This window comes from Glycomyces tenuis DSM 44171 (assembly GCF_000427885.1).
Classification (GTDB): Bacteria; Actinomycetota; Actinomycetes; order Mycobacteriales; family Micromonosporaceae; genus Glycomyces; species Glycomyces tenuis.
Genome location: NZ_ATYW01000023.1, coordinates 59,704 through 81,561 on the forward strand (window position 1 = coordinate 59,704; position 21,858 = coordinate 81,561).

Below are 21,858 nucleotides of genomic sequence, written 5' to 3' on the forward strand. Positions count from 1 at the left end.
CAACGGCACTCGTCATATCGGAAGATCGCGCGTGTTGGGGGTTAAATTTCCGGAACTGATGTGCAAAGATGCTCGCACGCGCAGTGCGCGATTCCTAAATCTCAACTGAATATGGCCCGGTGGGCCGCCTCCGTAGCTACCAACTTCATTGGCGGCCCACCTCCAAACCCTGGAAGGAAACCTCCCATGGTTGGTGTCAGCCTACGCCAGAAACCGCTGAACGCAACAGATCAAAACGCTCACATCTCCCTTCGACCCGTCTCCGGTACACCCGTCTGGGCGAGGAACGACCTCGACCCCGACACACCGCGCCCGGCCTCGCCCTGGGACCGGTGGACCATCCCACCGAAACCGGCCGTCCTCACCGACAGCCGCAAACCCAGCCCGCACCCGACCGAACCCGCCGATCTCACCAAGACCACCCCGACCGCCAAGACCACAGCACCCACCGCACCCACCGCACCCACCGCACCCACCACGACAGCAGCGATCCCCACGGTTTCCGCGACCGCCGCAGTCCCCACGACCACCACCGTCTCAGCGACCACCGAATCCTCGCCACCGTTCCGACCCTGGCGTATCGACTTCACGCAACCCGACCTCGTCGAATACCCCAAGCGCCCGGAACAACTGCTCACTGAATCACCCGATTCCGCGACCGTCACCCGGCGGCTGCTCCTGCTCTTCGGCCTCGCCTACCTCGTCCTCGCAGCCCTGGTCTCCGGCCTGGCCTACACCGGTTACTTCGCCGTCGCCTCCGGCGGCGACGGCGACCGCGACCGAGACGGCGGTGCGGACAGCGGCGAGGAACCGGTGGAAGGCGCCCTACCACCACGGCCACCGACCCCGCGTCCACCATCGCGTGATCCGCACGCCCCCGGCCTGCACACCCGCCCCGACGGCACCCGCTACCTCGTCATGCCGTTGCCGTCCGACATCGCCGACCGCTTCCGCGGCCAGGCCAACGCCGCCCGCGCCGCCCACGCCATCCACACCACCCGCGCCACCCACATGGCTCCGGCGATGGGCGGTGCCGCGCTGTGAGCCTCTCCCGCTACGCACCACACCGCCTCCGCGTCAACTATCTGCGGGCACTGAGAACCCTGCCGATCCCGGCACCACAAACCGAACCGATCGACCCCGAGCGCCTGACCGTCCTCGGGCGGGCCTGGATCGACCGGCGCCGCGTCGTCTTCGGCACCGCCACCGACGCCCCGCGCCTCTGGGTGGCCTTCAACGAGTCCGACACCGAGCCCTCGCTGCTCGGCTACATGACCGGCCTGGCCTGCGGCGAACCGGACCTGTGGGTCTGCAACGACGCCCACCGGGCCTGGACGCTCGAAGGCGACAACACCGCGAACCTGAAGCGGGCCGCCGCCCGCGTCTGGTCCGACTGCCAACGCGACTGCGAGGGGTGAGCCGCATGCACGCCATGGACTACCGCGAACGCCACACGCTCTTCCGCGCCCACGCCACCGCCCTCCTCAACGGCGACGCCGCCGAGACCGATCGCACCCAACGGCTGATCTACCCCGATCACGCCCTGGCCCACCACGTCTTCGCGCTCGCGCTGTTCGCCACGTGCGTCGACGACCACTTCGGCGACTACCTCGACTGGGCGAGGCTGGACGTCCTCATCGAACGCGTGCGCCGAGCCGCCCCGGGCGTCTCGCCGCTGAAGACCGAGGCGCTCATCCGCGCCTGCTACGACGAACCGCATCTGCTGCTGGAGGTCTCGCAGTCCGAGCAGCTCGCCTCGATCTGGGTCGTCTGCCGCCTCATCGTCGGCGGCGAGCCCACCGAAGCGGCACTGGCCGAGCTGTACGAACAGGCCGAGGAGGTCGGCCGCGACACGGTGCGAGGCGTCTTCGCCGCCTCGCAACTGCACGCATGGCGGGTCACGTTCGGAGACGGCGACACCGAAGAGGAGCCGGAGTAACGCCCGAAGCGCTGCACCGGGCGGTGCTGACGGCCAACGCCTTCGGCGACGACGAGCAGTACGCGAAGCTGCGCGGGCGCTTCGGCCCGCACGACCACCGGGGCGAGTTCGAGCACCTCGAAGGAGCGGCCGCCGCCTGCCTCGCCTACCGGCTCGGCAAAGCGGCCCAGTGGGACCGGACATCGTCCGCCGACCGCGCCGAACTCGCCCGCTTCATGGCCGAGCTGCGCGCCGCCGGTCCGGGGCACTGGTCCGAACCGGGGCCGCCGAGCAGCCTCCTCGAAGTCGAGGGCGTCATCCGAGGTCTGCGCGGCGAGCGCCACCTGATGGGCGAGATCGGCGGCGACCGGATGCGCTTCGCCTTCCGCTTCCTGGTCCGCTACCTGACCGCCACCGTCCCCGAGATCCGCGACGACTTCGATGCGGTCGTCGACAAGGCCCGCGAGCACATCATGCGCCGCCTCATGGGCTGAACCGGGCGACCCGAGGCGGTCGCGGCACCGGACGGTTCGGCGCCCGGAGAGCAAGACGCCGCCCGCCGGAGCGGCGGGCGGCGTCTCTCAGTCGTACGAGCTATGGCAGGTTCTCGACGACGAAGGGCGCATGCCCGTGGAGGTGGTTGTCCCAACCTCCCGTGACGGGCGCGCCGCTGGAGAGCAGGTTCGTGGTGTCGGTGCCGACGTCCAGTTTCCAAGCCGTCCAGGAGATGCCGTTCGACGCCATCCAGTCGATCCAGCGCTGCGCCTCGTCGAGGCAGGCGCGGCCGTCGAGCCCGCCGTCGGCGGCGCTCGCGCCCCATTCGGTGACGAACAGGGCCAGCCCCGCGTCGATCGCGGTGTCGGCCTTGGCGCGCAGCCAGTCGGTGTGCGTGCACGAGTAGAAGTGCAGCGTGTACATCAGGTTCGTGCCCGAGACCGGGTCGGCGGCGGCCACGTCGACGTCCTGCGACCAGGTCGGGCTGCCGAGCACGATGATGTTGTCCGGGTCGTGCTCGCGGATCGTCGAGACGACGGCCTCGTGGTACGGCTTGACCGTGCCGCTCCACGACACGTCCGTCGGCTCGTTGTACGGCTCCCAGATGACGTTCGGCAGGTCCCCGTAGCGCTCGGCCAGGTCGTCGAAGAACGCAACCGCCTCGGACTGGTGCTGGTGCGCCTCGTGCGCGTGGAAGTCGACGATGACGTAGACGCCCGCGGTGGCGGCGTTGTTGATGACGGTCTCGACCTCGGCCTTCCAGCGGGCGGAGTCGGAGAGGTAGGCGCCTTCGGGCTCGACGCCCATGGCGACCCGGAACACCTCGATGTTCCAGTTGTCCCGCATCCACTCCAGCGCCTGGAGGTTCTGGGCGTAGGGCTGGGTCTGCCAGTGCAGCCACATGCTCGAGACGCCGCGCAGCTGGACCTGCTCGCCCTGCTCATTGCACATGGCGGCGCCGCAGACGCTCAGCTGCCCGTGCCGCTCGACGGGCGTGCCCCCCTGGTCGGGGTCGCCGGTCGGGTCGTCGGTCGGGTCCGGCCCGGGGTCGGTCGTCTGCTCGCCGCCGCCTTCGCCGCCGCAGCTGACGCCGTTGACGGCGACGTCGGTGATCTCGCCGGGAGTGCCGCTGGCGGTGAAGCCGAAGACCTCGCGGGTCTGGCCGGAGGCGACCGAGCCGTTCCAGCCCGCGTCGGAGGCGGTGAAGTGCGATCCGCTCAAGGACTGGTCGGTGACGTTCCAAGCGCTGATGCCGGAGACGGCGCTGGTGAAGTCCCACTCGATCGTCCAGCCGTCGATCGCCTCACCGGCGGTGATGCTGACGTTGGCCTGGAAGCCCGAGCCCCATTCGCTCACGACGTCGTATCGGACCTCGCAGCCCTCTTCGGCACCGGCGACCTGTGCCGAGACGATCGTCAGCGCGCTCGCGGCGAGCGCGGCGACGGCCGCGGCGATGATCGCCAGTCTCTTTCGTCTTCGGTCTGTTCGCATGATTCGATGTCCTTCGCTGGTGCGGCGCGTAGCCGACCGGTCGGTGTCGGTGCGCGGAGCGCCTCGGGGAGGAAGCGCTCCCAAACGATACATCGAAGTCTGCCAATATGTTGTCGCCGAGTCAAGCCCCCCGGTCTGATCGTCACCGGCGGCGCCGCGACCTCGCGGCCCGGCTCGTTCGCGGCCGCCTCGGCTCGGCGCACTTCGGATTCGCAGGTCGCGCCCGGCGGCCCCTGCGGCTGAGCGAACGCCCGCGGGCCCGGTGCGCGGGCCCGCGGGCGAGCGGGAGGACCGACGTGGGAGGCGACCGGTCCTCCCGCGTCTCACCGGCGACCCGACTGCATCGCGAAGATCTCGTCGTAGGTGCCGTCGACCTCGGCCCAGCGCTGCCGCTTGACGCGCTCGACGAGGATCTGCCGAGCCTCGGGCTCCGATTCGAGCAGGCCCATCACCTCCGAGGCGAACTCGTCGAGCGGCATGGCCCGGTCGTTGTCGGTGCCCTCGCCCATCAGCCGCGTCCGCGTCAGCGGCGGCGCGATCTCGATGACCTGCACCGAGGTCTCGCGCAGCTGCTCGCGCAGCGACTCGGTGTAGGAGTGGACCGCGGCCTTGGTGGCGCTGTAGGTCGGCGTCGCCGCCAGCGGCACGTACGCCAGCCCGGAGGTGACGGTCAGGATCGCCGCGTGCGGCCGATCGGTGAGGAACGGCGCGAACGCGTGGACGAGGCGGATCGTGCCCAGCAGGTTCGTCTCGACCGTCCGCTCGGCGGTCTCCAGCGAGCCGGAGTCCAGGACCGGTTCGGGCCGCATGATCCCGGCCATCGCCACGAGCGCGTTGAGGCGCGGGTGCTTCGCGGTGACGGTCTCGAACAGCCGCCGGATCGAGGCGTTGTCGGTGATGTCGAACTGCTCGGTCTCGATCCCGCGGTGCTCGGCGGCGATCGCGTCGAGGGCCTCGCGGCGCCTGCCGGCGACGATGACCTTGTTGCCCGCCTGGTGGAATCGGAGCGCCAGTTCGAGGCCGATGCCGGAGGTGCCCCCGGCGATCAGGACGGTGTTCCCGGTGATCTTCATGTCAGTGCTCCTTGCGGTGGATGGTGTCGTTACTCGGGTGGAAGGAGTTCGACGCGCAGGATGCGGTCGTCTCCCTGTCGTGGTTCGGTGCCGCCCCAGGTGGCCTCGTCGGTGTTGGAGGTGACGATCCACAGTGATCCGTCCGGGGCGAGCTCGACGGTGCGGATGCGTCCGTAGTCGCCGACGAAGTGGTCGATCGGGTCGCCGGCCGACTCGGGGCCGTCGACCGGCAGCTGCCACAGGCGCTGCCCGCCGAGGGCGCCCATCCACAGCGATCCCTCGGCGTAGGCGATGCCCGAGGGCGAGGCCTCGTCGGGATGGATGGTGAAGATCGGCGGCTCGCCGGTGTCGCCTTCGATGCCCTCGGTCTCGGGCCAGCCGTAGTCGCGGCCGGCTTCGAGGACGTTCACCTCGTCCCAGGTGCGGTGGCCCAGTTCGGAGGCGTAGACGGTGCCGTCGGGGCCGAACGCGATGCCCTGGACGTTGCGGTGCCCGCTGGAGTAGATCGCGGTGCCGGACGGGTTGTCCTCGGGGATCGAGCCGTCGAGGCCGATGCGCAGGATCTTGCCGTTGAACGAGTCGTCGTCGGCCGCGTTCACCGGCTCGAAGGCGTCGCCGGTGCCGATCCACAGGTGCCCGTCCGGTCCGATGACGATGCGGCCGCCGTGGTGCCGGTTGGCGGTCTCGATGCCGTCGAGCAGCACCCGCTCCTCGGTGACCGAGTCGAACGCCTCGCCGATCCGCAGGGCCACGACCCGGTTCGTCGGCGATGCGGAGACGTAGGCGAACACGGTCCGGTCGGTCGCGAAGTCCGGCGAGGCCGCCAGGCCGAGGAGGCCGCCTTCGGCGCTGGTCTCCACGCCGGGCACGACCCCGACGAGCTCGGCGTCCCCGCCCGTGGCGGGCACGCGCCGGATCTCGGCGGTCAGCCGCGACGAGACCAGCGCCGAACCGTCCGGCAGGAACGCCAGGCCCCACGGCGAGTCGAGCCCGGTCGTGAGCTCGACGGGCTCGCCGGGCGCGTGCAGGCCCGCCCCGCTCCGCTCCGCGTCGTCTCCGGTGCTGGGACTGTAGCTCGGCGCGGGATCCTGCCCGGCGGTGCAGGCGCTCAAGGCGAGGGCCGCGACGAGGGCCGCGGCCACGGCCGCCGGTCTGATGATGCTCATAACCCCTCCTTGTTATCAACGATAACTGTACTACGTTTTCAGTGATATGCAAATTGGTATCGAAATTCTGTTATCGTTGATCAATGAGCGAGCGAGAGGAAGTGCGCCGCCGCATCGTCGACGCCGCCACCCGGCTCCTGGAGTCCGAGGGCCGCGACGCGGTGACCACGCGGGCGGTGAGCGCGGCCGCCGGGGTGCAGCCGCCGACCATCTACCGCCTGTTCACCGACATGCGCGGGCTCCTGGACGCCGTGGCCGAGAGCGGCTTCGACGACTACCTGGCGCGCAAGCACAGTCAGCGCCTGACCGACGACCCGGTCGCGGACCTGGCGGCCGGCTGGGACCTCCACGTCCAATTCGGCCTCGACTGCCCGGCCCAGTACCTGCTCATGTACGGCCATGGGGACACCCGACCGCCCCCGCCCGCGGTGAAGGAGGGCGCGGCGCGGCTGCGCATGCTCGTCGAGCGCATCGCCGCGGCCGGGCGGCTCACGGTCGGCGTCGACACCGCCATCGGCGTCGTCCACGCCGCCTGCGTCGGCACCACGCTCAATCTCATCGGAACCCCTCCCGAGGAACGCGACCTCGAGCGGTCCCGGCGGCTGCGCGACGCCGCGATCGGCTCCTTCACCGGCCGAGCGGCCGCGGAGAGCCCCGACTACGCCCAGCGGGCGGTCGGCCTGAAGGCAGTGCTGGACCGAGCGGAGGGCCTGCTCACCCCCGGTGAGCGCGCGCTCCTCGACGAACTGCTCGACCGCCTCGCCGATGCCCGCCCGAGCGGGCGACGGGCCGCGAGCGGCGAAGTCGCCTGAACGGCGGCCGGGAGGCGCTCGCCCGACCGCGAAGCCGGTCTCAGGCTGCGGGCGGCGTCTCGCTCGGCGATTCGAGGAGGTTCCGGAGGACCACCATGGCGGCGCCGACGGCGGGGGCGCCGGCGGGATTCTCGGCGACCTGCACCTGGACGCTGTGGACGTGGCGCATGAAGACCGCCTCGTCGAGGAACTCCTGGAGCGCGTCGCGGTACATGTCGCCGACCTCCGCGAACGCCGCGCCCACCAGGACCACCCGGCTCACGTCGAACAGGTTCACCAGGGTGAGGGTCGCGATCGACAGCCGCTGCGTCGAGATCCCGATCAGCTCCTTCGCGTCCGGGTCCCCTTCCAGGGCGGCGCGGCCGACCCTCATGAAGTTGTCCAGCACATCCGAGCCGATCGCGAAGCGGGACGTCAGCGCCGGGCTCTTGCGCACCAGCTCGGTGATCCCGATCGGGCCCGCGACGGTGTCGAGGCAGCCCCGGTTCCCGCAGTTGCACCGCGGCCCGAGGGCGTCGACGGAGATGTGCCCGAGCTCCACGCCGTTCGAGGTCGCGCCGCGGTACGGGTAGCCGTCGATGATGACCCCCGCGCCGATGCCGCCGGACATGAAGACGACGGCGAAGTTCGACGCCGCGTCGCCCCGCACCTGCAGGCCGATGCCCGCGGCCGTGGCGTCGTTCTCCAGGGCGACCGACAGTCCCGTCGCCTCGGACAGCTTCTCCGCCAAGGGGTAGTCGAGCCATGCGGCGGTCGGCTGCACGACCTGGAGGACGCCCGCCTCCCGGTCCTGGGGGCCGTAGGTCGCCACGCCGATGCCGAGCACCTTCTCGCGGGCGAGCCCGGCCTCCTTCAGCATGCCGTCGACCGCCTCGGCGAGCTCGGCTATGACCTCCTCCGGCGCCCGGTCCCCGGCCCCCGCGAGCTCCCGCTCGACCAGGACGCGGCCCGCCAGGTCCACGACCACGCCGACCGAGTGGTACCGGTCGAACTGGAAGCCCACCATGCAGCAGGCGTCCGGCACCAGGCCGAGCAGCCGCCGCGGGGTCCCGCGGGCGGAGCGGACCGTGCCGACCTCGCGCACGAAGCCCAGCGCGGTCAGCTTCCGGACGGCGTGCGTCATGGTGGCCTGGGTGAGGCCCGTGGCCTCTGCCAGCTCCACCCGGCTGACCGGCGCTCGTTCGCGGACGATGTCGAGCACCGCCGCCAGCGTGGGTACGCGGGTGCCCGAGCCGAACGATCTCAATGCGGCCTCCTAGCGCGGGTCTGCGGTGCGACAACCTTACTGGAACGGGCTCACGCGGCGGCGCCTCGATCCTCCGACGTGCTCAGATGCAGCACCAGCGCCTGGACCGGCCACAGCGTCGGCAGCTGGAGCCCGACCTCGGCGAGCACGCGCCCGGGGACCGTCACCGGCTCGCCGGAGAGCCAGCCGGGGGTGGTCCAGCCCCACGCGGAGGGGCCGATCTCCTCGCGCACGCGCACGGTGTAGCGGCGGTCCGAATCGAGGCCTGGCATGCGGAGCCGTTCGGCCAGCGCGTCCTCCAGCGAGGCGACCGTGGCGACGGTGAAGACCGCCTCCGAGGCGTCGGGCGCGACGACGCCGCGGACGCGCAGCGCCGGGTCCATCGCGTCGGGGTGGACGACCGTGCCGCCGTGCAGCAGGCCCCGCAGCTCCTTGTACAGCGCGGCGAAGGACTTCACCTGCTCGGTCTCGGCCTCGGTGCAGGACATGACGTCCCATTCGAAACCGGCCGAGCCCTGGAGGGAGGTCGCGATCCGGTAGGACAGGGCGGTCGCCCGGCCCGAGGAGTGGGCGGGCGAGGGCCCGACGTGCGCGCCGATCAGCTCCGGCGGGAGCACCAGCTCGGTCCAGCGCTGGATGTCCTGGCGCTCGACCGGGTCGTTGGAGTCCGAGGCCCACACCCGGTCGGCGTGCTCCAGGACGCCGAGGTCGGTGCGGGCGCCGCCCGAGGAGCACGACTCGATCTCCAGGCCGGGATGGTCGGCCTTGAGCGCCGCCATCAGGCGGTAGGCGGCGAGCGTCTGGACGTGGGTGCCGGGCGATCCGTCGTGGACCGGCTCGACCAGGTCGCGGTTGTGGTCCCACTTGACGAAGTCGACGCCGAGCCGCTTGATCAGGGCGGACATGCGCGAGCGGACGTGGTCGAAGGCCTCGGGCCGGGCCAGGTCCAGCACGTACTGGCCGCGGAAGGACAGCCCTTCGGGCGAGGGCACGGAGGCCGGGTTCGCGAGCAGCCAGTCCGGGTGGGCGCGGGCGAGATCCGAGTCGAGGTTGACCATCTCGGGCTCGAACCAGAGCCCGAACTGCATGCCGAGGGAGTGGACGAGGTCGGCGAGCGGTTCGAGGCCGTCGGGCCAGACCGCCGGGTCGACCTCCCAGTCGCCCAGGCCCGCCGTGTCGTCGCGGCGGGCGGGGAACCAGCCGTCGTCGAGCACGAAGCGCTCGACGCCGACCTCGGCCGCCCGGCGGGCGAGCGACGCCAGCCGGACCGGGTCGTGGTCGAAGTAGACGGCCTCCCAGGTGTTGAGCACCAGCGGGCGGGGCGTGCGGGGGTGGTGCGGCCGGGCCCGCGCCCAGGTGTGGAACCGCTCGGCGATCCCGTCGAGACCCGAAGCGGACCAGGAGAAGTAGGCGGTGGGGCTGCGGTAGGCCTCGCCGGGGGCGAGCCGGATCTCGCCGGGTCGGAGCAGTTCGCCGGCGCCGATCAGGGTGAGGTGCTCGCCGATGCGGTCGGTGCGGTGGCGCATGTCGGCGCTCCAGCCGAGGTGCACCGCCCAGACCTCGCCGTCGCGGTTGCGCGGCGCGCCGACCGAGGCGAGCGTGACCCAGGGGGCGTCGTGGCCGGAGCGGCCCCGGTGGGATTCGCGGGTGGTGGCGCCGCGGGGCATCGGGGTCGTCAGCGGGGTCTTCTCGCGGGTCCAGCGGCCGCCGAAGGCGGTGAGGCGGTCGGCGGCCTTCGGCACGGGCAGGACCGCCTCCAGCCACTGCACATCCACTGCGGCGTCTCCGGTGTTGGTGAGCTCGTGGTCGAGCAGCACCAGTCCGCCCGCGCCGATCTCGATCCGGGTGCGCAGGGTCAGGCCCTCGCTCGCGGCGGTGACGAGCGCCCGCGCCTCGCCGGTGCGCTCGACCGTCGAAGTCCAGCGCGGGTACAGCGGCACGCCGCCGGAGGTGGCGAGCAGGCCGGGCCGTCCCGACCAGCCGTCGGAGTCCTGCGGCACGAGCGGGAGCCGCCAGGCGGCGTCGAGGGTGCCCGGCGGGGTCTGGCGGCTGGTCGCGCGGTCGAGCCCGGCGAGGTCGGCCGCGTCGAGGGGGCCGAGGTCGCGTCCCCAGTGGACCACCGCGGGGAGGCCGGAGGCCGGGCCCGCGAGGATGAGGGACACGCCGTCGCGGCGCAGGGTCGTCCAGGTTTCGGTGTTCACTGTGCTCCTTCTGGGGTGGCGGCGGGCGGCTCGGGGTCGATCGGCATGGCGCGCAGCACGTGCAGCGCTCCGCCGAGGGCGGCGGCGGTCTCGGTGCTGGCGGAGAGGCGCACCTGGGGGCGGCTGAGGGCGCGGCTGAGCGCGCGCTCTTCAAGCTCGGCGGCGATGCGGGCGCGGTACAGCTCCCCGGCGGTCGCGAACGCCGGGCCGGCCAGCACGACGGTGTCGAGGTCGAAGAGGTTGACGAGGGTGACCGCGGCGCGGCCGATCCAGCGCGCCGAGCACTCCAGGATCGCCTCGGCGTCCGCGTCGCCCGAGCGCCAGGCCTTCGCGATGCGCTCGAAGTCGCCGAGGGTGTGGTCCGGGGTGCCGCGGACGCCGAGACGGGCGGCGAGACCGTCGTCGGCGAGGGCCCGCTCCACGACCGCGTGCGGCCCCGCTTCGGCCTGCGCGCAGCCGCGGTTGCCGCAGACGCAGGAGGCGTTCCCGCCGTTGAGGGCCACGTGGCCGATCTCGACGGCGTTGGAGGCGCGCCCGCGGTAGTTCTCGCCGTCGACCACGACGGCGCCGCCGACGCCGGAGGCCATGTAGACCAGGCCGAAGGTGTCGGTGGGCAGCGCCCCGGCCCACTGCTCGCCGAAGGCCGCGGCCGTGGCGTCGTTCTCCAGCAGCACCGGGACGCCGAGGCGCTCGGCGAGCGCGTCGGTCAGCGGGAACTCGAGCCATTCGGGGGCGGGCTGGGCCGTCAGCAGCACCCCCCGCTCCCGGTCCTGGGGGCCGTGGGTCACCAGGCCCGCGCCCAGCACCCGCTCGACGGGCACGCCGCTGCCGCGCAGCAGCTCCGAGACGTGCTCGGCGAGCGCCGCGACGGTCGCCTCCGGGCCGCCGGAGCCCGAGCCGCGCAGGCCGACGCCGGCGATCCGCTCGCCGGCGAAGTCGAGCACGACGATCGTCGTGGTGGTCCGGTCGACCTGGATGCCGACGGCGTACCACGCGTCCGCGTTGAGTTCGAGCAGCCGCCGGGGCTGGCCGCGGCCCCGCCGCCGCCCGGGCCCGATCTCGTCGACCAGCCCCGCGCCGATGAGGCGGCGGACGGTGTGCGTGACGGTCGCGGGCGTCAGGCCGGTCCGCTCGGCGAGCTCGACGCGGCTGAGGGTTCCGTTGGCGCGCAGGAGGTCGAGCATGCGCCCCGCCGTCGTGCCACGGCCCGGTCCGGGTTGCGGCATGGGACCTCCCTCCTCGGAATGCGCCGAAGCTTCTTCTTGACACATTAAATTTAACAAGTTAATAATAAACCTGGCGTCCGGAGCGGGCGCCACCCCTCCAGTTCCGCGGGCAAGGCGGCCCCGGACGCGAAAGGACGAAGATGTCACCCACCAAAGGAACGCGGCGCCGCGCCGCGGCCGCCCTCGCGGGCACCGCCGCGCTCGGCCTGCTCATGAGCGCCTGCTCTGGATCGGGCGGCGACGGCGGCTCGGCGGAGGCCGACACGCTGATCGTCACCAGCCAGGCCGGCGACATGCAGATCAACTTCAACCCCTTCTCCCTCTCGCGGATCGGGGGCCTCGGCACGATCTACGAGCCCCTGTTCTTCTTCAACAAGGCCCAGGTCTCCGATCCGGTCCCGCTGCTGGGCACCGAGCAGGCCTGGAACGAGGACGGCACCGAGCTCGCCGTCACGCTCCGCGAGGGCGTCACCTGGAGCGACGACGAGGCGTTCACCGCCGACGACGTCGCCTTCACCTTCGACATGATCAAGAACAACCCCTCGATCAACAACAGCGGCTACGACGGCGTGGTCGAGGTCGTCGACGACACCCACGTCGTCTTCAGCTTCGAAGAGCCCGCCTTCGTCAAGGGCCCCGACCTGCTGAGCACGCCGATCGTCCCCGAACACCTCTGGCAGGACGTCAACCCCGCCGAGGACGTCATGGAGAACCCGATCGGCACCGGCGCCTACACCTTCAAGGACTTCAAGCCGCAGGCGTTCACCATCGAGGCCAACCCCGACTACTGGGGCGGCGAGCCCGAGGTCAAGGAGGTCCGCACCATCGCGCTCTCGGGCAACCAGGCCGGCGCCGACGCGATCGCGGCCGGAACCGCCGACTGGATCACCAGCCCGATCCCGGACATCCAGAACACGAACGAGAACTTCCCCAACTACGAGCACTACACGCAGTGGCAGAGCCAGATGGTGCTCTCCACCTGCTCCAGCGCCGAGATGGGCTGCGAAGGGCCGCAGACCGATCCGGCCGTGCGGCACGCGCTCTACTACGCGATCGACCGCTCGCAGCTCAACAGCCTGGCCTTCCAGGAGACCGCCGCGGAGATGTCGCCGACGTTCGCGCTGACGCCCAGCCAGGACGAGTTCGTCTCCGACTCCGTCAGCGAGCCGGTCGCCCCCATGGAGCCCGACCCGGCCCAGGCCGGGCAGATCCTCGAAGCGGCCGGCTGGGCCAAGGGCGAGGACGGTATCTACGCCAAGGACGGCGAGCGACTGACGCTCACCGTCGAGCTCGTGAGCGGCTGGACCGACTACATCACCGCGGTCGACACCATCGCCTCGCAGGCCGCCGAGGCCGGCATCGAGATCGAGGCCGCCCAGTCCTCCTGGAACGAGTGGACCGAGAAGAAGGGCACGGGCGAGTTCCAGCTCGCCATCGACTCGCTGTGGCAGGGACCGGCGCCCGACCCGTACTACCTGTACACGTACTTCTTCGCCTCGGCCGCCGGCGCGCCCGTCGGCGAGACGGCGGGCAACAACTACTCGCGGTACTCCAACCCCGTGGTCGACGAGGCCCTCGACGCGATCGCGCAGCTGCCGACCGACGACGCCGAGGCGCGCCAGCCGTACTTCGACACGATCCACGCCGAGATCGTGCGCGACATGCCGTACATCCCGGTCATGACCGGCGGCACGACGAGCATCTGGAACATCACCAAGTTCTCCGGCTGGCCGTCCGATGAGGACCTCTACGCCTACCCGGCCGTCTGGTCGGCCTTCGACATGGCCGAGATCCTCAAGCACCTCGAGCCGAACGGCTGACGGGCCGCGCCGTCGCCCCCGAAGGAGACTCTGTGAGCTACTTCCTGCGCAAACTCGGCTTCTACGCGATCGCCCTGTGGGCCGCGCTGACGCTGAACTTCGCGATTCCACGCATGCTGCCGGGCAATCCGGTCGACATCCTGCTGGCCAAGCTGCAACAGCGCGGCGGCACGGTGAGTCCGGAGACCAGGGAGGCCTACGCGTTGCTCCTCGGGGGCGACGACTCGTCGCCGCTGTGGAAGCAGTACTTCGACTACCTGGGCAACCTGGCCCGAGGCGACCTGGGCGTCTCGGTCAGCTACTACCCGGCGAACGTGTCCGACGTGATCAGCCAGTCGCTGCCGTGGACGGTGGTGCTCGTCGGCCTCTCGACGATCATCGCCGCCGTCCTCGGCGTGGCCCTCGGCGCCTTCGTCGGGTGGAAGCCGGGCACCTGGCTCGACTCGCTGGTCCCGGCCACCACCCTGCTCGCGGCCGTGCCGTACTTCTGGCTGGCCCTCATCCTCACCTACCTGCTGGCGCGCGTCCTGGGCTGGTTCCCGCTCCAGGGCGGCTACGACGTCACCCTCACCCCCGGGTGGAACGCCGAGTTCATCGGCTCGGCGATCCACTACGGATTCCTGCCCGCGCTGACGATCGTGCTGGCCTCCATAGGCGGCTGGCTGATGGGGATGCGCAACATGATGGTCTCGACGCTCTCGGAGGACTACATCCTCACCGCGGAGGCGAAGGGACTCAGCCCGCGGAAGATCATGCGCTCCTACGCCTCCCGCAACGCGGTCCTGCCCTCGGTGGCCGGATTCGCGATCTCGCTCGGCTTCGTGGTCTCGGGCTCGGTGATCACCGAGCAGGTGTTCTCCTATCCGGGCATCGGCAGCCGGCTCCTGAGCGCGGTGCAGAACAACGACTTCGCGCTGATGCAGGGCGTCTTCCTGTTCATCACCCTGGCCGTCCTGGGCGCCAACCTGGTGGTCGACATGCTCTACGGCGTCATCGATCCGCGCACCCGCGCCCGGTCCTGAGAAGAGGTGCGAATCATGACGAACCCGAATCCCGCCGCCGCGCCCGCAGCCGACGAGGCCGCCGAGCGGCTCGCCGCGACCTCGGCCGAGGACGGCCGCCCCATCCGCTCCGGCTGGCGGATGCTCCTGCCCACCATGACGCCCTGGCTCGCCGTCGGCCTGAGCCTGGTCGTCGGCATCACCCTGTTCGGCCTCATCGGGCCGTTCCTCGTCGGCGACCCCGAGCAGATCCGCGACCAGGGCCTCACCGGCCCCTCCGGCGAGTTCTGGCTCGGCACCACGCAGACCGGCCAGGACGTGCTGGCGCAGCTGGCCCACGCCACCCGCGGATCGCTCCAGATCGGCTTCCTGGTCGGCGTCCTCGCCACCCTGCTCTCGGCCTTCTTCGGCATCTACGGCGCCTACAAGGGGCGCTTCGTCGACGAGGCGTTCTCGCTGCTGTCCAACGTGTTCCTGGTGATCCCGGGCCTGCCGCTCATCATCGTGATCTCCGGCTTCGTCCCGCGCGAGAGCCGTGGACTGTGGACGATCGCCGTGGTCCTGGCCGTCACCGGCTGGGCGGCCTCGGCGCGCGTGCTGCGGGCGCAGACGCTGTCGGTGCGCAACCGCGACTACGTGGCCGCCTCACAGGTCGCCGGGGAGCGGCCGTGGCGCGTCATCATGGTCGAGATCCTCCCCAACCTGCTGCCGGTCATCGCCTCCCAGTTCGTCTTCGCCGTCATCGCGGCGATCCTGGGCGAGGCCGGGCTGTCGTTCATCGGCCTGGGCGCCTCGAACTCCTCGACCCTGGGGACGATGCTCTACTACGCGCAGAACGGCTTCGCGCTCTCGCTCGGCGCCTGGTGGTGGTTCATCCCGCCGGGGCTGATCATCGCCATGTTCGGCACCGGGCTGTCCATCGTCAACTTCTCGATCGACGAGATCATCAACCCCAAGCTCAAGAACCTGCGCCTGCACCGCAAACGCGCGCGCCGGGCCGCCCGCCTCGAGCGCCAGCTCACGCGGACCGCGAGCGCCGACCCGGAGGTGTCCGACCGATGACCGACGCGATTCCCGAGCCGCGCGGGGCCGAGGCCAGGCCCGTGCTGACCGTCGAGGACCTCACCGTCGTCTACGAAGTGGACGAGCCGGTCACCGCCGTCCGCGGCGCCGACCTCGTCCTCCACAGAGGCGAGATCCTCGGCCTGGCGGGCGAGTCCGGCTGCGGCAAGACCACCCTCGCCTACGCGGTCAACCGGCTGCACCGGCCCCCGGCGCGCATCGCCTCGGGGCGCATCACCTTCCACGACCGCTCCGGCGACGACATCGACATCCTGGCGCTGGAGGACGCCGAGCTGCGGGCCTTCCGCTGGGAGAAGCTGTCGATGGTCTTCCAGGGCGCCATGAACGCCCTGAACCCGGTCGCCACCGTGCGCGCGCAGCTGCGGGACACGCTGCTCGCCCACCGGCCCGGCATGTCCAAAGGAGCGATCCGCGCCCGCTCGCGGGAGGTGCTCGAACGCGTCGGCGTCGACCCGGCCAGGCTCGGCTCCTACCCGCACGAGCTGTCCGGCGGCATGCGCCAGCGGGTCATGATCGCCATGGCGATGCTGCTGGAGCCGCAGATCATGGTCATGGACGAGCCGACCACGGCGCTCGACGTGGTGGTGCAGCGCGACATCCTCCGCGAGATCGTCCGGCTGCGCGACGAACTCGACTTCGCCGTCGTCTTCATCACGCACGACCTGCCGCTGCTGCTGGAGATCTCGGACCGGATCGCGGTCATGCTCGAAGGCGAGATCGTCGAGTTCGAAGCGGCCGACCGGCTCTACCGCGAAGCGCGGCACCCCTACACGCGCAGGCTCCTCGGCTCCTTCCCGAGCCTGTCGGGCACGCGCGGCGCCTTCATCCGCGACGGCGGCGAGCCGTCCGAGACGACCGAGGAGCAGGTATGACCAGCGTCCACGTGACCGACCTGGTGAAGGACTACAAGCTGCGCGAGGGCCTCAAGCGGACCCGGCTGCGGGCGGTCGACCACGTCAGCCTCGAACTGACCCCCGGCCGGACCGTCGCTCTGGTGGGCGAGTCGGGCTCGGGCAAGTCGACCATCGCGAAGATCCTCACCAGGATGGAGCGCCCCAGCTCCGGCGAGGTCGAGGTCCGCCTCGACGACGGCACCGCCGTCGACGGGAAGGCCTACCGCCGCGAGGTGCAGATGGTCTTCCAGGACCCCTTCGCCTCGCTCAACCCGTTCCACTCGATCGAGCACCACATCGCCCGCCCGCTGCTCATCCACAAGCGCACGCGCACCAAGCAGGAGACGCGCGAGCGGGTGCTGGAGATGCTCGAACGGGTCAACCTGACCCCGGCCGAGCGGATCGCGCCCAGGCGCCCCCACGAGCTGTCGGGCGGGCAGCGGCAGCGCGTCGCCATCGCCCGGGCGCTCGCGCCCGGCGCGCAGGTCCTCATCGCCGACGAACCGGTGTCCATGCTGGACGTCTCGATCCGCCTCGGCGTGCTCAACCTGCTGGGGCGGCTGCAACGCGAGGACCGGCTCGCCGTCCTCTACATCACCCACGACCTGGCGACCGCCCGCCACTTCTCGGACGAGATCGTGGTGCTCTACCGCGGCCGCGTCGTCGAGCGGGGACCGGCCGACGCGGTCATCCTCGACCCGCACCACGACTACACGAAACTGCTGGCGCTCGCGGCGCCCGACCCCGAGCGGCCGGGCGGCGTCGCCGCCGACACCGGGTCGATCGACCGCGACTCGATCGACAACGGCGTCTGCTACGACCACTACACCGGGCAGTGGCGCGAGACCGGCGTCCCGGCGAGCGAGGCTCGGGAGAGGAGCATCTGATGGAGCGCGTCCGACTGGCGGACGGCCTCGTCTACGGCGGGGACTACAACCCCGAGCAGTGGCCGAGGGAGACCTGGGACGAGGACGTCCGCCTCATGCGGGAGGCGGGCGTCAACCTGGTGACCCTGGGTGTCTTCGCCTGGGGCACCGTGGAACTCGCCGACGGCGAACGGGACTGGTCCTGGCTGGACGAAGCGGTGCTGCTGCTGTACGAGAACGGCATCGGCGTCGACCTGGCGACGCCGACCGCCGCGCCGCCGCAGTGGCTGCTGACCGCCCACCCCGACATCGCGCCGGTCCTCGCCGACGGCTACCGCGAACCGGCCGGGGGCCGCAACGCCTGGTGCCCGGCCTCGGAGGTCTACCGCCGCTACGCGCTGCGCCACGTCGCAGCGCTCGCCGAACGCTACGGCGCCCACCCGGCCGTGCGGCTGTGGCACGTCGGCAACGAACTCGGCGGCGGCAACGCCCGCTGCCACTGCGATCGCTCGGCCGCGGACTTCCGGACGTGGCTCCAGAAGCAGCGCGGCTCGCTGGAGGCGGTCAACGCCGCCTGGGGCACCGCCCAATGGGGACACCGGTACGGGAGCTGGGACGAGATCATGCCGCCGCGAGGCAGGCACGGCGCCCCCAACCCCGGGCTGCACCTCGACTTCGAGCGCTACTCCTCGGACGCGCTGCTCGCCCACTACCTGGCCGAGAAGGAGGTCCTGGAGCGGCACTCGGCGGCGCCGGTCACGACCAACATGATGGTCGGCGCCGGAGCGCAGGTCGTCGACTACGCCTCCTGGGCCCCGCACACCGCGATCGCCGCGAACGACCACTACACGGGCGTGAACGACCCGCTGCGGGAGCAGGACCTCGCCTTCGCCGCCGACCGCATGCGCGGCATGTCCCCCGACCGCCGCCCCTGGCTGCTCATGGAGAGCTCCACCGGCGGCCCCAGCTGGCAGCGGCGCAACCGGGCCAAGGACCCCGGCGAGATCGTCCGGCACTCGCTCGGCCACGTCGCGCGCGGCTCCGACGGGGCGATGTTCTTCCAATGGCGCGCTTCGACATCGGGCGCCGAGCAGTTCCACTCGGCGATGCTGCCGCACTCGGGCACCCGCTCGCGCGTCTGGAAGGAGGTCGTCGAACTCGGCCGCCACCTCGCGAAGCTGGCCGAGGTGCGCGGCACCGCCGTCGAAGGGGCGAAGGCCGCGATCGTGGTCGACGACGCCGCCGGATGGGCGCTCCAGCACGGCCTCAAACCGCACCGCGGGCTCTCCTACGGGCGCGAGCCGCGCACCTGGCACCGGGCGCTGTGGCGGCGGCAGGTGCTGTGCGACGTCGTGCCGCCCGGCAGCGACTTCGACGCCTACGACCTGGTCATCGTGCCGACGCTGCTGGTGGTCGGCGAGGCCGACGCCGAACGGCTCCGGGCCGTGCCCGAGCGGGGCGGCACGCTCCTGGTCACCTATCTCTCAGGCGTGTGCGACGCCGACAACCAGGTGCTCACCGGCGGCTTCCCGGGCGCGTTCCGCGAGGTCCTCGGCGCCTGGAGCGACGAGTTCTACCCGCTCCAGGAAGGCGAGAGGGTCGCGCTCGACGACGGCTCGGTGGTCGAGGACTGGACCGAGCGGGTCCATCTCGACGGCGCCGAAGCGGTCTGCGGCTACGCCGCCAGTTCGCTGGCGGGCGGCCCGGCCGTCACCCGCCGCGTGATCGGCGACGGCGCGGCCTGGTACGTCTCGGCGGCCCTGCCGCCCGAGGCCGTCGACCGCCTGGCGGACCGGCTGGCCGCCGAGGCCGGACTGCCGCGCGCCGTCGAGGCCGAACCGGGACTCGAAGCCGTCCGCCGCGTCGGCGACGACCACTCGTACCTGTTCCTGCTCAACCACACCGACACCGACCAGAACGTCACCGCCGCCGGGCGCGACCTGCTCACCGGCGAGGACGCCGGCCCGGCGCTCACCGTTCCCGCCGGAGGCGTCCGCGTCATCCGCGAATCCGTCAACCGTTAGGACTCACCATGACCTACCTGCCCGCGAGCTTCCGCGCCCTCCACGGGGAGTGGACCCTCACCGCCGCCGCGCTCCCCGCCGAGGCCCCCGCGTCCGCGGCCAGCGCGATCGCAGGCGGCGTGCCCGCCGTCGTCCCCGGCGAAGCCCACCTCGACCTGCACCGCGCCGGGCTCATCGCCGAGCCGTTCGACGGCGACAACGAGGCCGCGCAGCAGTGGATCGGCGACACCTCGTGGCGCTACTCCACGACGTTCGTGTGGAGCGACGACGGATCGGACCGCCACGACCTCGTCGCCCACGGCCTCGACACCGTGGCCGCTGTGGAGCTCAACGGGATCGAGGTGGGACGCGCCGAGAACATGTTCCGCAGCCACCGCTGGGACGTGCGGCGGGCGCTGCGCGAGGGCGAGAACACGCTCACCGTCACCTTCGCGGCGCCGGTCCCCGAGGCGGCGGCCCGCGCCGAGCGGGACGGGGCCATGCCGCACACCAACCACCACGACTACAACCAGCTGCGCAAGATGGCCTGCTCCTTCGGCTGGGACTGGGGCATCGACGTCGCGGGCGCCGGGATCTGGAAGCCGATCGGGCTCGACTCGTGGTCGGGCGCGCGCATCGCGGCGGTGCGGCCCCTGGTCGACGTGGTCGAGCGGGCCGACGGCGGGCACGACGGCGTATTGAACGCCCATGTGGACATCGAGCGCGACGGTGCCGCGGACGTGCCGCTCGTCGTCACCGTCACCGGCCCCGACGGCACGGCGCTGCGGGCGGCCGGCGCGGTCCCCGCCGGCGAGGACTCCGCGGTCGTCCGCGTCGACGTGCCGGACGTGCGGCGCTGGTGGCCGGTGGGCCACGGCGAGCAGCCGCTCTACAGTGTCTCGGTCGAGGCCGGGACCGCCGAATGGAGCGGCCGGGTCGGCTTCCGCACCGTCGAGCTCGACACCGACGCCGACGAGGCCGGTGCGCCGTTCCTGTTGAAGGTCAACGGCGAACGCGTCCTCGTGCGCGGCGCCAACTGGATCCCCGACCACGCCTTCCTCACCGAGATCGACCGCGACCGCTACGCCCGGCGCGTGGACGACGCGCTGGAGGCGAACATCAACCTGCTGCGCGTGTGGGGCGGCGGGATCTACGAATCGGACGACCTCTACGAGCTGGCCGACGAGCGCGGCCTGCTCATGTGGCAGGACTTCCCGTTCTCCTGCGCCGCCTACGCGGAGGACGAGCCGCTCCGGAGCGAGGTCGAGGCCGAGGTCCGAGACAACGTCACCCGGCTGTGCCCCCACCCTTCGCTGGTGCTGTGGAACGGCAACAACGAGAACATGATGGGCTGGCTCGACTGGGGCTGGGCGCACCGCGTCGGCGACCGCGGCTGGGGTGACGCCTACTACTCCGAGCTGATCCCGCGCCTCGTCGCCGAGCTCGACGGCACCCGCCCCTACGCGCCCGCGAGCCCGTTCTCCTTCGGCGACTACCGGAACCCGAACGACGAGCGCTACGGCAGCGTGCACATCTGGGACGTGTGGAACCGCGTGGACTACACCGTCTACGGCGATTACAAGCCGCGCTTCGTCGCCGAGTTCGGCTTCCAGGCGCCGCCCGCGTGGTCGACCCTCACCGGCGTCGTCCACGACGAGCCGCTGGACCCCTTCGGGCACCAGATGCTGGTCCACCAGAAGGCCAACCGGGGCAACGAGAAGCTCCAGCGCGGCTGGGCCGGGCACCTGCCCGACCCGGAGTCCATCAAGGACTGGCACTGGACGACGCAGCTGAACCAGGCCCACGCGATCCGCTTCGGCGTCGAGCACTTCCGCTCGCTCACGCCGCACAACACCGGCACGGTCCTGTGGCAGCTCAACGACAACTGGCCGGTGGTCTCCTGGGCCGCCGTCGACTTCAACGAGCACCGCAAGCCGCTGTGGCACGCCCTGCGCGACGCCTACGCGCCGCGGCTGGCCACACTCCAGCCGCGCGCCTCCGCCGAGGCCCGCGAGCAGGCATGGGAGGGCCTCGAACCGGAACCCGACACACTGGCGCTCGTGGTCGTGAACGACACCGGCGAGGACTTCTCCGGCTCCTTCACCGTGACCCGCGAGGGCCTCGACGGCACCGTGCTCGCCAAGGCGAGCGTGCACGTGGCGGCGGGCGCGCGCGACGCCGGACTGGTCACCGTGCCCGCCGAGGTCGCCGCGTTCGGCGAGGCGGGCGCCGAGTACGTCCGCGCCGTCGCCGACGACGCGGACGCCGGATTCGCCCCGGCCTACCGATACGGCGCCGAAGTGGTCGACCAGCGCCTCGCCCCCGAGCCGCTGCGCGTCGAGGCCGAGGCCGTCGACGGCGGCTGCGAACTGCGCCTGACGGCGAGCTCGCTGGCCAGGGACGTGTTCTGCCACGCCGACACCGTCGACCCCGGCGCGCGCGCCGACTCGGGCATGATCACCTTGCGCGCCGGGGAGACCGCGACGATCCGGATCGACTCGCCCGCGGGCGGCGAGCCCGAGGCCTTCGCCGCGGCGCTGCGCTGCGCCAACGACCTGCTCTGA

The 21,858-nt window shown here is 71.7% G+C and carries 18 protein-coding genes; 12 read left to right on the plus strand and 6 right to left on the minus strand.

Going from position 1 to position 21,858, the window contains the following annotated elements; genetic code table 11:
- Positions 1-186 precede the first annotated feature (186 nt).
- The 4 genes from YWW_RS0121735 to YWW_RS0121750 are packed head-to-tail and all read left to right on the plus strand — an operon-like array spanning position 187 to position 2,412.
- Complete coding sequence (locus YWW_RS0121735) at positions 187-1,044, plus strand: hypothetical protein (RefSeq protein WP_026931761.1); 858 nt, start codon at positions 187-189, stop codon at positions 1,042-1,044.
- Positions 1,041-1,418: a hypothetical protein gene (locus tag YWW_RS0121740; protein ID WP_026931762.1), complete on the plus strand. Its 378-nt coding sequence runs from the start codon at positions 1,041-1,043 to the stop codon at positions 1,416-1,418. Before YWW_RS0121735 ends, YWW_RS0121740 begins: the two co-directional genes overlap by 4 nt.
- The gene (locus tag YWW_RS0121745; RefSeq protein ID WP_035698923.1) at positions 1,415-1,939 is read left to right on the plus strand and encodes a hypothetical protein; all 525 of its coding nucleotides are present in this window, start codon (positions 1,415-1,417) and stop codon (positions 1,937-1,939) included. Before YWW_RS0121740 ends, YWW_RS0121745 begins: the two co-directional genes overlap by 4 nt.
- 23 nt (positions 1,940-1,962) lie before the next feature.
- Positions 1,963-2,412: a hypothetical protein gene (locus YWW_RS0121750; protein ID WP_026931764.1), complete on the plus strand. Its 450-nt coding sequence runs from the start codon at positions 1,963-1,965 to the stop codon at positions 2,410-2,412.
- Between the two features lie 100 nt (positions 2,413-2,512).
- Here YWW_RS0121750 and YWW_RS34425 read toward each other — a convergent pair whose 3' ends face one another.
- The 3 genes from YWW_RS34425 to YWW_RS0121765 all read right to left on the minus strand — a co-directional run bounded on the left by YWW_RS34425 (position 2,513) and on the right by YWW_RS0121765 (position 6,143).
- Positions 2,513-3,904, minus strand: coding sequence for a cellulase family glycosylhydrolase (locus YWW_RS34425; RefSeq protein ID WP_051326167.1), 1,392 nt, complete (start codon positions 3,902-3,904; stop codon positions 2,513-2,515).
- A gap of 323 nt (positions 3,905-4,227) precedes the next feature.
- Positions 4,228-4,977, minus strand: a complete 750-nt coding sequence (locus YWW_RS0121760; RefSeq protein WP_026931765.1) for an SDR family oxidoreductase — start codon at positions 4,975-4,977, stop codon at positions 4,228-4,230.
- A 29-nt stretch (positions 4,978-5,006) separates the two neighbouring features.
- The gene (locus YWW_RS0121765; protein WP_026931766.1) at positions 5,007-6,143 is read right to left on the minus strand and encodes a PQQ-dependent sugar dehydrogenase; all 1,137 of its coding nucleotides are present in this window, start codon (positions 6,141-6,143) and stop codon (positions 5,007-5,009) included.
- 83 nt (positions 6,144-6,226) lie between these two features.
- Between YWW_RS0121765 and YWW_RS0121770 the strand changes: the two genes are divergently transcribed.
- Positions 6,227-6,955 carry a TetR/AcrR family transcriptional regulator gene (locus tag YWW_RS0121770; protein WP_026931767.1) on the plus strand — a complete coding sequence of 243 codons (729 nt, stop codon included), beginning with the start codon at positions 6,227-6,229 and terminating at the stop codon, positions 6,953-6,955.
- Between the two features lie 40 nt (positions 6,956-6,995).
- Here the strand turns inward: YWW_RS0121770 and YWW_RS0121775 are convergent, their stop codons facing one another.
- From YWW_RS0121775 to YWW_RS32210, 3 genes are read right to left on the minus strand one after another with little or no spacing between them, the layout of a single operon-like run.
- Positions 6,996-8,201, minus strand: a complete 1,206-nt coding sequence (locus YWW_RS0121775) for an ROK family transcriptional regulator (protein WP_026931768.1) — start codon at positions 8,199-8,201, stop codon at positions 6,996-6,998.
- A 50-nt stretch (positions 8,202-8,251) separates the two neighbouring features.
- Positions 8,252-10,402: an alpha-galactosidase gene (locus YWW_RS0121780; RefSeq protein ID WP_026931769.1), complete on the minus strand. Its 2,151-nt coding sequence runs from the start codon at positions 10,400-10,402 to the stop codon at positions 8,252-8,254.
- Positions 10,399-11,628 carry an ROK family transcriptional regulator gene (locus YWW_RS32210; RefSeq protein WP_162145979.1) on the minus strand — a complete coding sequence of 410 codons (1,230 nt, stop codon included), beginning with the start codon at positions 11,626-11,628 and terminating at the stop codon, positions 10,399-10,401. Before YWW_RS32210 ends, YWW_RS0121780 begins: the two co-directional genes overlap by 4 nt.
- A 140-nt stretch (positions 11,629-11,768) precedes the next feature.
- Here YWW_RS32210 and YWW_RS0121790 point away from each other — a divergent pair, with 140 nt between their 5' ends.
- From YWW_RS0121790 to YWW_RS0121820, 7 genes are read left to right on the plus strand one after another with little or no spacing between them, the layout of a single operon-like run.
- Positions 11,769-13,448: an ABC transporter substrate-binding protein gene (locus tag YWW_RS0121790; RefSeq protein WP_026931770.1), complete on the plus strand. Its 1,680-nt coding sequence runs from the start codon at positions 11,769-11,771 to the stop codon at positions 13,446-13,448.
- Between the two features lie 32 nt (positions 13,449-13,480).
- Positions 13,481-14,470 carry an ABC transporter permease gene (locus tag YWW_RS0121795; protein WP_026931771.1) on the plus strand — a complete coding sequence of 330 codons (990 nt, stop codon included), beginning with the start codon at positions 13,481-13,483 and terminating at the stop codon, positions 14,468-14,470.
- Positions 14,471-14,485: 15 nt separating this feature from the next.
- Positions 14,486-15,511 (plus strand): ABC transporter permease, encoded by a 1,026-nt coding sequence (locus tag YWW_RS0121800; protein WP_026931772.1) that lies wholly within the window; start codon positions 14,486-14,488, stop codon positions 15,509-15,511.
- Positions 15,508-16,404, plus strand: coding sequence for an ABC transporter ATP-binding protein (locus tag YWW_RS0121805; RefSeq protein ID WP_051326169.1), 897 nt, complete (start codon positions 15,508-15,510; stop codon positions 16,402-16,404). Before YWW_RS0121800 ends, YWW_RS0121805 begins: the two co-directional genes overlap by 4 nt.
- On the plus strand, positions 16,401-17,312 hold the full coding sequence (locus tag YWW_RS0121810; RefSeq protein WP_026931774.1) for an ABC transporter ATP-binding protein: 912 nt from the start codon (positions 16,401-16,403) through the stop codon (positions 17,310-17,312). Before YWW_RS0121805 ends, YWW_RS0121810 begins: the two co-directional genes overlap by 4 nt.
- Positions 17,312-19,315 carry a beta-galactosidase gene (locus YWW_RS0121815; protein WP_035704862.1) on the plus strand — a complete coding sequence of 668 codons (2,004 nt, stop codon included), beginning with the start codon at positions 17,312-17,314 and terminating at the stop codon, positions 19,313-19,315. The genes YWW_RS0121810 and YWW_RS0121815 overlap by 1 nt, the downstream gene beginning before the upstream one ends.
- 8 nt (positions 19,316-19,323) lie before the next feature.
- Positions 19,324-21,858 (plus strand): glycoside hydrolase family 2 protein, encoded by a 2,535-nt coding sequence (locus tag YWW_RS0121820; protein ID WP_026931776.1) that lies wholly within the window; start codon positions 19,324-19,326, stop codon positions 21,856-21,858.